The sequence below is a fragment of the Methanobrevibacter thaueri genome, from assembly GCF_015062915.1.
GTDB classification, from domain to species: Archaea; Methanobacteriota; Methanobacteria; order Methanobacteriales; family Methanobacteriaceae; genus Methanocatella; species Methanocatella thaueri_B.
In genome coordinates, this window is the sequence record NZ_SUTJ01000002.1 from 22,971 (window position 1) to 35,689 (window position 12,719).

Genomic DNA, 12,719 nt, shown 5'->3' on the forward strand with positions numbered 1-12,719 from the left:
GTGAAAAAATGGAACATATACATTTAGAGACAAAAAACTTATCATTTACTTACCCTGATGGAACACAGGCTTTGAAAAATGTCAACATTCAAATCAAGAAAGGAGAAAAGATTGCTATCATGGGACCTAACGGTGCAGGAAAATCAACATTGTTCTCCCACTTCAACGGTTTAACAGAACCTACTTCCGGCCATGTGGAGATAGATGGTGAAAAAATTGTTTTTGAAAGGGATGAACTGCTTAAGGTAAGGCAGAAGGTAGGAATAGTGTTCCAGGATCCTAATGACCAATTGTTCGCACCTACAGTAAAGGAGGATGTTGCCTTCGGACCGATGAACCTGGGCCTTGACTATGATGAGGTCAAAAGAAGGATTGCCGAATCACTTGAAATGGTTGGCATGAGCGGTTTTGAGGACAAGACTCCTCATCATTTAAGTGGAGGCCAGCAGAAGAGAGTAGCAATTGCAGGTATTGTTGCAATGAGGCCTGAAATCATGATTCTTGATGAGCCAACAGCCGGTCTTGACCCTGAGGGTGTTGATAAGGTATTAGACATTTTAAAAAATTTGAATGAAGAAGGAATAAGCATAGTAATCTCATCACATGACATTGAAATGGTCAATCATTTTGCAGATAAGATTTATGTATTATATGATGGGCAAATCATAGCTTCAGGAGACAAGCACCAAATATTTTCGAACAAGGAATTGCTAAAAAAAGCTCATTTAAAAGCACCAGTCACTACTGAAATACTTTATAAATTAAAAGAAAACGGATTAGATGTCGACACTAAAAAAATAAGTATTGATGAAACGGTTGAGGAAATTTTAAAAAGTAAAAAATAATTAATTTGTTGATTTTCTCTTTTTAAACCTATCCTTGAGCTTAGTGATAAATTCAAATTCCTCATCCAATTCTGGGGAGTTTGCAAAACCGCAGTTTGGACAGTGATAAGCATTACAATTATGTTTTCCGCAACTGGAACATCCTCTGTTTTCTATTTGGGTTTCATCAAATTCGAAACCGCACATCCTGCATTTCATAATATAACACCGTTAATTAAATTAGATTAAAAAAAATAAATGAAAAGATTGAAGTTATTCCACTTCAATGTTTTCAGCTTCTTCTTTACGAAGACAAACGTCATATCCTTTAACACTCATTTCAATAGGATTACCGAAGGTAGCTACTTTTTTAACAGTGATTTTAGCTCCTTTAACAAAACCCATACCTAATAAGTGTCTTCTTAAATCAACATCACCGGATTCGTGGTATTTAACTAGTGTTACAGTTTCCCCCGGTTTAACTTCTTTTAAAGTTCTCATATTATCACCAATTTTATAATAATTGCAATAAATATTTAGGTATACTTAACTTTGTAATAAGTATTATATAAATATTTAGTCATAACTAAAAATTTAAAAAAATGGATGATTTTACAACCATCCTTTTTTAGAAACTTATCCGAATCCTGCTAATAAACCAACGTTGTAGATCAAGAAGGAAACAATATATGCAGTCACTAATGTGATAGCACACATGGTTGCTGCCCATTTGTAACTGTTGGTTTCTTGTTTGATTGCACCGATAGCTGCGAAACATGGAGTGTACAATAAGGTAAATGCCATGAATGCGTATGCGGATAATGGAGTGAAGGTATCATGTACCAATTGGGTAATACCGTCTTCATCATCTTCTTCCATACCTGCTAAGGTACCGAAGGTTGCAACTACAACTTCTTTAGCAGCTAAACCTGCAATAATAGCTACAGCAGCTTGCCAGGTTCCGAATCCTAATGGAGCAAAGATTGGAGCGATTACTCCACCAATCATACCTAATACACTGTCAGCAGATCCGTATTCTACACCTAATGGGAAGATACTTAAAGCCCATAATATGATGGAACAAGCAAGGATAATGGTACCTGCTTTTCTTAAGAATCCTTTTACTTTTTCCCAAGTGTGTAATAATACACCTTTTATGGAAGGCACTTTGTAGGTAGGAAGTTCCATTACAAATGGAGTGGATAATCCTTTGAATAAGGTTCTCTTGAGGATTGCTGCAACGATAAGTGCCACAACAATACCTAATATATAAATGGATAATAATATTGCACCGTTGTTAGCTTCAAAGAATGCTGCAATGAAAATTGCGTAAATTGGCAATCTTGCAGTACATGACATGAATGGTACTAACATCATAGCAAGCATACGGTCCCCTTCGTTTTCCATGGTTCTTGTAGCCATAATAGCCGGCACACCACAACCGAATCCTAAAATCATAGGAATGAATGCTTTACCGTGAAGACCAACTAACTTGTGCATAATGATATCTAAAGTAAATGCAGCTCTTGCGAGGTATCCGCAGTCTTCTAGAATACTTAAGAATAAAAACATCAGGATAATGATTGGTAAGAAAGTGAGCACACCACCTACTCCACCAATGATACCGTCACAGATGAAGGATGCTAAGTATTCGTTTGCAATGAATCCTGCAACCCATTCAGCAAGAGAACCAAACGCTACATCAATCATGTCTTGGAATGGTGCTCCTAAAGTGTATGTGAATTCAAACATTGCATACATGATTACCAAGAAAATAGGAATTGCTAAAATTCTGTTAGTAACAATCTTATCTATCTTATCAGTAGTGGTTTCTTTTTCAACAGCAGGTCTTTTGACCGCTTCAGCCATTAACCCACCGATAAATGCATATCTTGCGTTTGCAACGACTTCTTCCGCACCTTCTTTGTAGATTGTGTGAAGGTGTCCTGCCACTTTATCGGTTTCAGCCATGATAGCAGAGCTTTGGGAAGATCCTTGCACTTTTTCGATTACAATTGAGTCTTTTTCTAATAATTTAATTGCAGTCCATACGGATGGAACGTCTAATAGGTTGTTGTCTTTTTCGATTAAAGCCTGCATGTCTGCTAAGTGACCTTTTAATTCGTCACCATAAGACAATTTTGCACTTGAGTCGATTGGATTTGCAGCCTGTTTTTCAACAGTGGTTAGTAATTCATCAAATCCGTCTCCAGTTTTAGCGTTGATTTCAACAACTGGGAATCCTAATAATTCACTCATTAATTTTACATCAATGATGTGGTCTCTTTTCTTTGCAAAATCGTTCATGTTAAGAGCCATTACAAGGTTAGCTCCTAATTCCATCATTTGAACTGTTAAGTATAAGTTACGTTCTAAATTAGCAGCGTCTACAACGTTAATAATAACATCAGAATCATCATCTACGATGAAATCTCTTGAAACGATTTCTTCCATAGAATGAGCACTTAATGCATAATTACCCGGTAAGTCGATAACATCGTATTCGTAGCCTCCATGTTTGAAATGACCTTCTGCCCTTTCGACAGTTTTTCCAGGCCAGTTACCAACATGTTGGCGCATACCGGTTAATCTATTAAAAACAGTAGTTTTACCCACGTTAGGGTTTCCTGCTAATCCTACTATTAATTCTGTCATTAACCATTCTCCCGTTTTTGTTAACTTGATGAATAATATCTTTTTTTTAAAAAAATATTACCCACTACTAAAAAAATTTTTTTAGTTTAAGTCCTAATCAGAAAAAATTAGGTTAGCCTAAACAATTATAATATTGTATTTTTTTATATATAAATATTTAGGTATACCAAAGTTTAATTAATATAATATAATTATTATACAAATGAAACAATGTTCAACAAAAGAATGAAAACTGTAAAAATTGATAAATAAATGAAAAATAGAATTTCAATTCCCGATAGCTGATTATTACATCGGGAACAGTTTAAAATGATTAATTTTAACCGAAACCAGCCAACAGGCCAATATTATATATTAAGAATGAAACTATATATGCGGTCACTATTGTGATGGCACACATGGTCAAGGCCCATCTGTAACCGTTGGTTTCCTGTTTTATAGCACCGATTGTACCTATGCATGGCACATACAGTAATGTGAATGCCATGAACGCATACGCAGATAGCGGAGTGAAAAGATCATGAAGCACATTGGACATTCCACCTTCATCACCCTCTTCCATACCAGAAATGGTACCGAATGTTGCAACGACAACCTCCTTGGCCGCAAGTCCTGATATGATTGCAACGGCAGCCTGCCAGGTTCCGAATCCCAATGGTGCAAAGATTGGAGCAATTGCATTACCAATCATTCCAAGGTAACTGTCAGCGGATGCATATTGCACTCCCACAGGGAAGATGCTTAATGCCCAGAGTATCATGGAACAGACAAGGATGACTGTACCTGCCTTTCTTAAGAAACCCTTTACCTTTTCCCAGGTGTGCAGAATAACTCCCTTAACTGAAGGAAGCTTATATGATGGTAGTTCCATTACAAATGGAGTGGACAATCCCTTAAACATTGTTCTTTTAAGAATTGCCGCAACAATAAGTGCTACAATAATTCCCAACACATACATGGACAACAGTATGATACCGTTGTGTTCACTGAAGAATGCTGCAATGAATACTGCATAAATAGGAAGTCTTGCAGTACAGGACATGAACGGCACAAGCATCATAGCAAGCATACGGTCTTCCTCATTTTCCAAGGTCCTTGTTGCCATAATGGCCGGCACACCACAACCGAATCCTAAAATCATTGGGATGAATGCCTTACCGTGAAGGCCCACCAGCTTGTGCATGAAAATATCTAAAGTGAATGCAGCCCTTGCAAGATAACCGCAATCCTCCAGTATGCTCAAAAACAGGAATATGACTACAATAATCGGCAAGTATGTGAGAACTCCGCCCACACCACCAATAACTGCATCGCATACAAAGGATTGCAGATATGGGTTGGCAATGTATCCTGCTGCAAAATCTGCAATTATTGTGAAGAATTGAGCAATCAAAACCTCAAAAGGATCGCTTATGAGATATACTGCCTCAAACATTAAAAACATGAGTATGAAAAAAATTGGAATGGCCAAAATTCTATTTGTGACAATCTTGTCTATTTTGTCACTGGTTGTCTCCTTTTCAACTGCAGGCCTGTCAACCGCCTCAGCCATCAATCCATCGATGAATGCATACCTTGCATTGGCAACAACCTCTTCAGGACTTTCCTTGAAAACATCATATAAGTGTTTTGACACTTTATCGGATTCTTTGAAAATTTCTGACTGGTGCTTGGATTTCTGGACTTTCTGAATTACAATGCTGTCCTTTTCAAGCAATTTGGTGGCTGTCCAGATTGAAGGCACATCCATCAAGTCCTCATCCTGTTCAATCATCTCCTGGATTTCAGCCAAATGGCCTTTCAACTCATTTCCATAGGATAATTTTAGACTTGAATCAATTGGATTTGCGGCTTGCCTTTCCACTGTTGTCAAAAGCTCCTCGATTCCGTCACCGTTTTTTGCATTTATGTCTATGACAGGAATTCCCAACAGTTCACTCATTAAATCTATGTTGATGATATGGTCCTTTTTCTTTGCAAAATCGTTCATGTTTAAAGCCAAAACAAGATTTGCTCCCAGTTCCATCATCTGAACTGTCAGATACAGGTTACGCTCCAGATTTGCCGCATCAACCACATTGACAATGACATCAGAATCATCATCCACAATAAAGTCTCTTGAAACGATTTCCTCGATTGAATGGGCACTTAGCGCATAGTTTCCAGGCAGGTCAATAAGATCATACTCATATCCTTTATGTTCAAATTGTCCTTCTGCCCTTTCAACAGTTTTTCCAGGCCAGTTTCCCACATGCTGGCGCATACCAGTCAATCTATTGAATACTGTGGTTTTTCCAACATTAGGATTTCCAGCAAGTCCTACAATTAATTTTGACACGAATAATTCCTCAATTCATATTTAAATTTAATAAAATTCTTTTTAAAGAGAATACTCAATAATAAACTCAGCAATATAATATATCCCATTTATTTTATTTAAACCATTATATGAAATTATGGAATATTCTAAATTTAGGTATACCTAAAAAATTAGAAACCTTTATATACTAGTATGACCAACTTTTATACAAGTGACATACATTTAGGTTTACCTAAATCTCACTTAGAACAAGACACATTATTAGTCAATAAATACAATCTCCAAATATAAACATTAAATTAGTTTTCCACAATTTTCTAATTTAATGCAGGAAAATTGATCTGCCAAATTTTCCGAAAAAAACACGAAAATTGGTGTTTAACTCTCCTCCAAAAAATAAACACCAATTTAAAATCTATTTTTTAATTTAACATTATTGTGCAAGAATTCTCTGGCTTCTTTAAACCGGGAGATGAATTGCACTTTTAAGGGGTTTTGTTGAATTTTTAGAATTTTTTTGCAAAATAAAAAATTATGCTGTATTACTTTCCAAATGCTCTTAGATAAACTCTATTTATTATAAATGTATATAAGTTGTTATAAGAAAAAGAAAACATATTCTTTTTTTGATGTTTAATCAAAAAAATCAAAATCTATGTTTTTTTTTCGAGTATACAAATAAAATTAATGAGATCTTTGTCTAAAAAAGTGTGGGGAGCATATTATGGTTGATAAAACTTTTATTTTGACCGATAAGATTGAGTTTGTCCCTGATGAGAATTTAGAAGGGGAATTAAATTTCAATTTACGGGCAACCGGTTACGTATTCAACAAAACATTAGAATACAGCATTTACCGTGAAAACCTAGTCAAAGAATTTGGAATAGGAAAAACATGTAAAATCAACCGCACTTACACACAAAAAATCGTAAGAACTCTAAAAAAACAAAAACCATTCCTAAAAAAAGCAGAATCCACCTGCATACAAGCATCCACCGACCGCTTAATAAAAGCATATGAAGGATTCTATGATGGAAGAACTGGACGCCCTAAATTCAAATCACTTAAAAAAAATCCAGTACGATCCATCACACTCAGAAACAACGAATATGAAACTAAAAACGGAATAAAAGGATCTATAATGTGGGAAGGTAATAAATTACGCTTAAACAAACTCGGATACATTGAAGTCAAACATAAACGAGACATCGATGGCAAAATCAAAGAAGCCACAATCCTAAAAGAAAACGGAAAATGGTTCGTCTGCATAGTCTACGAACTAGAAAAAATACAACCCCGGGAAATATTTTCCGGCCCGTCTTTATATGTAGGTATAGATGTGGGATTAACAGATTTTCTAACTTTTTCCAATGGAAAAGTCATACCTAAACCTGATTTGAAAAGAATAAACGGCAGAATACAATATTACAATCAAAAACTAGCACGACAAAAGGAAGGTGGTTCCAACTGGAAAAAAACACTAAAAAAACTCCACAAATGGATAAACAAGAAAAATAACGTCGTCAATGATTATTATCATAAAATATCTTATAATATTGTAAAACACTGTGAATTCATAGCAATGGAAACATTAAACATACGAGGAATGATACGTGCACGTAATTTAAGCAGAAGCATTCATGAAATCGGATGGGGAAAACTCATTGAAATGATACGATACAAAGCAGAATGGTACGGACGTGAATTCGTACAAATCAATCGATGGTTCCCTTCCAGTAAAAGATGCAATGTTTGTGGTGAAATAAATCATGGTTTAGGTCGTGATGAAAGAGAATGGGAATGTCCACGCTGCCATAGCATACTTCAAAGAGATGTTAATGCTGCAAAAAATATTTTAGACGAAGCTCTACGCGCCACTGGTTCAATGGTGCTATGCTTAGTAGATTTCATACCTATCGGTCAAGGAAAATTCGAATATTATTACGAATGGAAAGGCCTAGACAAAACAATAGGTATGGCCTAAGAATCTCCAGCTTCTACAAGCTGGAGAGGTTCAATATCCTTCGCCATCATATGTTTCAGGATCATCATAGATTTCCTCATCCCAGTAATTGTACTCGATATAGTCATCTATTTCCTGGTTGAGGCCCCAGTTATGGTCATCGTAATATGTGTAAGGATTGAAATCGTTTTTCACAGTAATAGTTTTGGTTTTTTTGACTTTCTTGTAATGTGAATCGCCGAAGAACTTGACCTTAACATTATACTTTCCCAAATCATATTTAACACGGACACCATGACCATATGACTTGTAAACCCATTTGTAGTTGCCGTTCTTATCAGTTACAGTGTAATTTATCTTTCCGTCGGACCGGATTTCACGACCATTCTTGTCAACAAGCTTGATAATGATGTATCCCTTATTGTCAAAAACGCTATTGTCGGTTGATATCTTGACTTTTACTTTTTCCTTAGCAACGACAGGTCCTGCAAGCAGGATGCATGCTGTAAGGATTGCTAAAATGATGATGATTTTTCTTTTCATAGTAATCACTGTGGATATTTTATTGCAAATAATATTTAAATATTGATATATAATATATTAATAAGTGATTTTATGATTGAATATGACGATATAATAAAAGAATCTCCGTTCATTGTTAACCATTTGATTTCATTGAGTAAAACTCATGATTACTACATCAATAAATACATTAAAAATGACACGGATATTTTACCAAGCCAATACTACATGCTGCTATTTTTATACTATGAGATGGGCGAAACACAATCCGACATCGCCAAGGCATGTCTTATGGACAGAAGCGGAGTTTCAAGAGCCTTCAAGGATTTCGAAGAGAAAGAATTAATCGTCAGGGAAGTTGACGAGACAAACAAAAGGGCATATAAAATCACTTTAACAAAAAAAGGAATCGAAACCGCTGAGTTCATCATTCAGAAGGAAAGGGAATGGGATAGGATGATTTGCGAAGAGCTTGGAATATCCCATGAAGACCTGCTCAAGACATTGTCAAAGGTTTCCCTAAAATCATTGGAATTCAACAGGGAGCAATTCTAGTCATAGCCCTCGGATTCCAGATAATCATCTATTGCGTAATTGTCACCATACTCATAATGGTCATAGTAGGCTCCAGGATCGGTTCTTGACAATGTGTACCTGTCCGGCACCACAGTATGATAATGGCTGGAACCATCGGAATAACTAGTTGAATAGCTTGTTTGCTGATATGTTGGCGGGAATTCAGTAATGTTCAATCCCAATATGTCATATAACAGCTCATGTTCTGTGCAGACAACTTCATCAGTATTGACAATTATCCCATAGACAGCATTATTTTGTGAAGGATGCCATAAAAAGCATTCCCCCTTCATTGATTCCAGGCTGTCTGAAATGTAGATTCCTTTTGAATTGTCTGAAAGGCTTGGATAATCACTTGAATCACCTTTCCAAACAATCATGTAACCGTGATTACCATAAGTGTCAACATATGAAATGTTCTTGGCATTCCTCCATGACAATTCCTGACCCAAACGTGTTTTGAAACTTCCGTCCGCAATGTTATCCTCACTTAATTTTAGACAACCATCCAATGTGGCAGTCAGGACATTATCTCCACCAATATCCTCAACAATCTTATCAGTGGAGCTTGCTTCGGAAGGCGGAACTATCATATTTACTACAGAGCCCACAACAAAGCTTACAATTATCATCGCCACGAGCAATGCAACCAGAAGCACTGCGATTCTTTTAAGCTTAGACATAATATTATATTAGGAGATTACCAACATTTAAAACTATTTGATGAAAACAATATTGCTAAACGACTGCAAAATTACAAACACAAAGCAATATTACTAAATGGCTTCAACAAACTTTAAATTAAACCCCGTATAACTAATAGTCATGATAGAATTAGTTATAGCCTGTTTCATAGGAATATTGATTGGAACCACTACTGGAATGATACCTGGAATACACGTCAATACGGCCGGAGCGATACTGTTTGCGTCGTCAACATTCCTATTGACATTCCTCTCACCGGAATTCCTTTGCGTTTTGATGGTGGCAATGTCAATAGCCCACGCATTGATTGAGTTCGTCCCGTCAATGCTTCTTGGAGTGCCACAGGAGGGAACCGCCACATCCATCCTTCCAGGGCACAGGATGGTGCTTGAAGGCCGATCAAAGGAAGTGATTAGAGTAGTGTCCGTTGGAGGATTTGGAGCAATCATAGTGACAATACTGATGCTTCCAATATTTTCAATAGCCCTACCGATACTGCATGACATCACAAAGCCATTCACATGGGCAATATTGCTTTTTGCATCGATTTACCTAACCTACAGCCTAACCTCAACGACCAGGGATTTTCTATGGTCACTGCTTTTATTTGTCCTTTCAGGAATCCTCGGATGGATTATCTTCCAGACCCCAATATCCTCAGGAATCACATTGATGTGCACATTTTCAGGACTGTTCGGGATAAGCACAATACTGTTCAGCCTGAACGACTCATCAACAATACCTCATCAAAACCCCTTTTATGAACTTGATTTGGATTACAGTAAATTTAAAAGCATATTTGCCGGAGGGATAACCGGTGCGATACTAGGATTCCTTCCGGGCTTTGGCCCTGCACAGGGAACAGTGATAGCCCAAGCCGTGAGCGGTGCAAACGACAACGACGATGATGATACAGTGAACTTCCTGTTGGCAACCTCAGGATTGAACATTTCGGATTGCCTGTTCTCGCTTATTGCAATCTACATTATCGGAAACCCGAGAAGCGGAATAGCCGTCTACATGTCATACCTGATATTTGAAATGAGCCTTAATCACTTGGCGATTTTCATTTTCGCATCATTGATTGCAGTGTCCGTTTCATTGGCATTGTCCTTGAAGCTAGGCGACTCTTTTTCTAGACTGATGGGCGGAGTTGATTATAAGAAGCTGTCGATAGCAGTGATACTGCTTCAGATAGTGATATTATACATATTCGTTTTTTATTACAAGGCCCCCTTTTTCTATATGACATTGGCGCTGATTACGTCAACAGCAATGGGAATGCTTCCCCATTACATTGGAATCGGAAAATCCCACCTGATGGGCGTTCTGATTGTTCCTGCCATTGTCATTTATATGCAAATGTTTATTTAGGCGATTTATATGAAAGAAATATTATTAAATGAATTTAAAGAATATGAAAATATGAAAAATAAAAATGTAGAAATAGATATTGGCAATCTTAATCCAACAATTCTTTTACCACTAATTTATAACAAAAAATTGAATTTTGATAAAATAGATTCAATTAGAAAAGTTAATGCCAATAATGATAATTCTGATGAAGTTTCAAATGAAATTATAAATGAATTAAACATTAATAACAATATAAATGCTTTAAAATTTGTTTTTCATGAATTAATAGCTAATATTTATGACCATTCACAATTTGAAAACGCTTATGTAATGGGTGGGATTGATGGAAATTATTATGAATTTTCATTTTTAGATGATGGAATAACAATTCCTGCTTCTTTAAAAAAACTAAATTACTTTATTAAGAATGACTGTGATGCAATAATTAAAGCTCTTAATGGATTATCTAGTAAGAATGAAGTTGGATATATTGAAAGAGGAACTGGGTTGAATAATACAGCAAATATTGTTACTTCCGGCAGCGATGGAGAAGTTTTAATTGCTTCAGGATGTGCTTTAGTTCATTTAACTAAAGATAGAATCATTGTAAAAGAAATCCTTCCAGAATGTATTGATGGAACATTGGTTAGTTTAAGAATGAATTTGAATTCAAAAATTGATATATATAAATATTTAGAACAAGTAAAATATGAATTGATATTATGAGCGAAATTGAAGTTTTTCTAAAAAAAGAAATTGGTCCGGATTTAGGGTCAAGACAGAAAATTGAAGAACTTTATAAAAGTATTAGTGATGATGTTTCTAAAGTAATTATGAATTTTGAGGGAATTGAATTCATGGGACGTAGCTTTGCCCAAGAGTACCTTAACAGAAAACATATTGCTTCATTTGAAGTTAACGAAAAAAATATGCCTGACGATATTGAAAAAATGTTTGAAATAATATTAAAATTAAACAATGAAAAAATAACTAGATAATAACCACATTATCTGCTATTTTTTCCGCTTTTTGAGTTATTTCATCAATGTCCATTCCCGGAAATGCATCAATCACACATAAATCAACTTTATCTGTTTTTAAATCTTCAAATGATTCATTGAATATTTCATAACCTTTATCAATGTCATTGATTTCTAGGTTCTTTTCAAGTGCTTCAATCATCTCAGGGTTTATGTCATTGAACATTACCTTTTCAAAACCGTATTTAAGCAGATATATTCCTATTGCTCCAAGTCCGCACATCGCATCAATGGCCACACCTTTTTTAACATCATTGTTTTTCAGGTAGTTGTGCAATTGAACCAGCTTCTGCTCTGTGGTGGTTGCAACTTCAATGTGGTGTCTTGACTGGCTTTTGACAAGCACTATCTTTTCCTGGAGAAGTGTCCTCATCACGTTTATCTGTGTGTCGTCCCCTTCAAGTATTTCAAAGTGATTGATCTGTGAATCCTTATCTGCCTGCCCCACAATGCTTTGAGGACTTCCCTTAAGGACACATGCAACTTCCGGAACCTCTTCAATTAATCTTGCTGCCACATCGTTTGTGAAATCCGGATGAAGAAGTATAAGTGTCTTTTCTCCAATGAATTGTGGGTTTAGGCTGCTGTAGTAGAAATTGGATAATGGCACTGGAGAATTTCTCCTTAGTGTGGCTTTTGGAGGAACTATTTCAGATTCTATCATTATTTTCAGGATTTGACTCATCACTATGTCCAATGGTCTTTTACCGCATTCGCATTTCATGTATTCGCCGTCAAGAACGTTAAAATCAATTAAG

13 protein-coding genes are annotated in these 12,719 nt (G+C 36.0%); 6 read left to right on the forward strand and 7 right to left on the reverse strand.

Features of this window, described 5'->3' with window-relative positions:
- Positions 1 to 8: 8 nt before the first annotated feature.
- Positions 9 to 845: an energy-coupling factor ABC transporter ATP-binding protein gene (locus E7Z78_RS01575; RefSeq protein ID WP_303723424.1), complete on the forward strand. Its 837-nt coding sequence runs from the start codon at positions 9 to 11 to the stop codon at positions 843 to 845.
- Here E7Z78_RS01575 and E7Z78_RS01580 read toward each other — a convergent pair whose 3' ends face one another.
- The 4 genes from E7Z78_RS01580 to feoB (E7Z78_RS01595) form a co-directional block, all read right to left on the reverse strand.
- Complete coding sequence (locus tag E7Z78_RS01580; protein WP_303723425.1) at positions 846 to 1,043, reverse strand: hypothetical protein; 198 nt, start codon at positions 1,041 to 1,043, stop codon at positions 846 to 848.
- Positions 1,044 to 1,097: 54 nt separating this feature from the next.
- A complete protein-coding gene (locus E7Z78_RS01585) occupies positions 1,098 to 1,325 on the reverse strand; it encodes a FeoA family protein (RefSeq protein WP_116592510.1) in 228 nt (75 codons plus the stop codon).
- A gap of 135 nt (positions 1,326 to 1,460) precedes the next feature.
- Entirely contained in the window at positions 1,461 to 3,479 is a 2,019-nt protein-coding gene (feoB, locus tag E7Z78_RS01590) for a ferrous iron transport protein B (RefSeq protein WP_303723426.1), read from the reverse strand.
- A gap of 319 nt (positions 3,480 to 3,798) precedes the next feature.
- Complete coding sequence (gene feoB, locus E7Z78_RS01595) at positions 3,799 to 5,817, reverse strand: ferrous iron transport protein B (protein WP_303723427.1); 2,019 nt, start codon at positions 5,815 to 5,817, stop codon at positions 3,799 to 3,801.
- Between the two features lie 706 nt (positions 5,818 to 6,523).
- Between feoB (E7Z78_RS01595) and E7Z78_RS01600 the strand changes: the two genes are divergently transcribed.
- Positions 6,524 to 7,783: a transposase gene (locus tag E7Z78_RS01600; protein ID WP_303723428.1), complete on the forward strand. Its 1,260-nt coding sequence runs from the start codon at positions 6,524 to 6,526 to the stop codon at positions 7,781 to 7,783.
- A 30-nt stretch (positions 7,784 to 7,813) separates the two neighbouring features.
- Here the strand turns inward: E7Z78_RS01600 and E7Z78_RS01605 are convergent, their stop codons facing one another.
- Positions 7,814 to 8,305 carry a hypothetical protein gene (locus E7Z78_RS01605; RefSeq protein WP_303723429.1) on the reverse strand — a complete coding sequence of 164 codons (492 nt, stop codon included), beginning with the start codon at positions 8,303 to 8,305 and terminating at the stop codon, positions 7,814 to 7,816.
- Between the two features lie 72 nt (positions 8,306 to 8,377).
- Between E7Z78_RS01605 and E7Z78_RS01610 the strand changes: the two genes are divergently transcribed.
- Positions 8,378 to 8,839, forward strand: coding sequence for a MarR family winged helix-turn-helix transcriptional regulator (locus E7Z78_RS01610; RefSeq protein ID WP_303723430.1), 462 nt, complete (start codon positions 8,378 to 8,380; stop codon positions 8,837 to 8,839).
- Here E7Z78_RS01610 and E7Z78_RS01615 read toward each other — a convergent pair.
- On the reverse strand, positions 8,836 to 9,543 hold the full coding sequence (locus E7Z78_RS01615) for a hypothetical protein (protein WP_303723431.1): 708 nt from the start codon (positions 9,541 to 9,543) through the stop codon (positions 8,836 to 8,838). The genes E7Z78_RS01610 and E7Z78_RS01615 overlap by 4 nt on opposite strands.
- Positions 9,544 to 9,685: 142 nt before the next feature.
- On the opposite strand from E7Z78_RS01615, the gene E7Z78_RS01620 reads away from it, so the two are divergent.
- The 3 genes from E7Z78_RS01620 to E7Z78_RS01630 are packed head-to-tail and all read left to right on the forward strand — an operon-like array spanning position 9,686 to position 11,919.
- Complete coding sequence (locus E7Z78_RS01620) at positions 9,686 to 10,939, forward strand: tripartite tricarboxylate transporter permease (protein WP_303723432.1); 1,254 nt, start codon at positions 9,686 to 9,688, stop codon at positions 10,937 to 10,939.
- A gap of 9 nt (positions 10,940 to 10,948) precedes the next feature.
- The gene (locus tag E7Z78_RS01625; protein ID WP_303723433.1) at positions 10,949 to 11,647 is read left to right on the forward strand and encodes a hypothetical protein; all 699 of its coding nucleotides are present in this window, start codon (positions 10,949 to 10,951) and stop codon (positions 11,645 to 11,647) included.
- The gene (locus E7Z78_RS01630) at positions 11,644 to 11,919 is read left to right on the forward strand and encodes a hypothetical protein (protein WP_303723434.1); all 276 of its coding nucleotides are present in this window, start codon (positions 11,644 to 11,646) and stop codon (positions 11,917 to 11,919) included. Before E7Z78_RS01625 ends, E7Z78_RS01630 begins: the two co-directional genes overlap by 4 nt.
- Here E7Z78_RS01630 and E7Z78_RS01635 read toward each other — a convergent pair.
- A complete protein-coding gene (locus E7Z78_RS01635; RefSeq protein WP_303723435.1) occupies positions 11,912 to 12,685 on the reverse strand; it encodes a methyltransferase in 774 nt (257 codons plus the stop codon). The genes E7Z78_RS01630 and E7Z78_RS01635 overlap by 8 nt on opposite strands.
- Positions 12,686 to 12,719 lie beyond the last annotated feature (34 nt).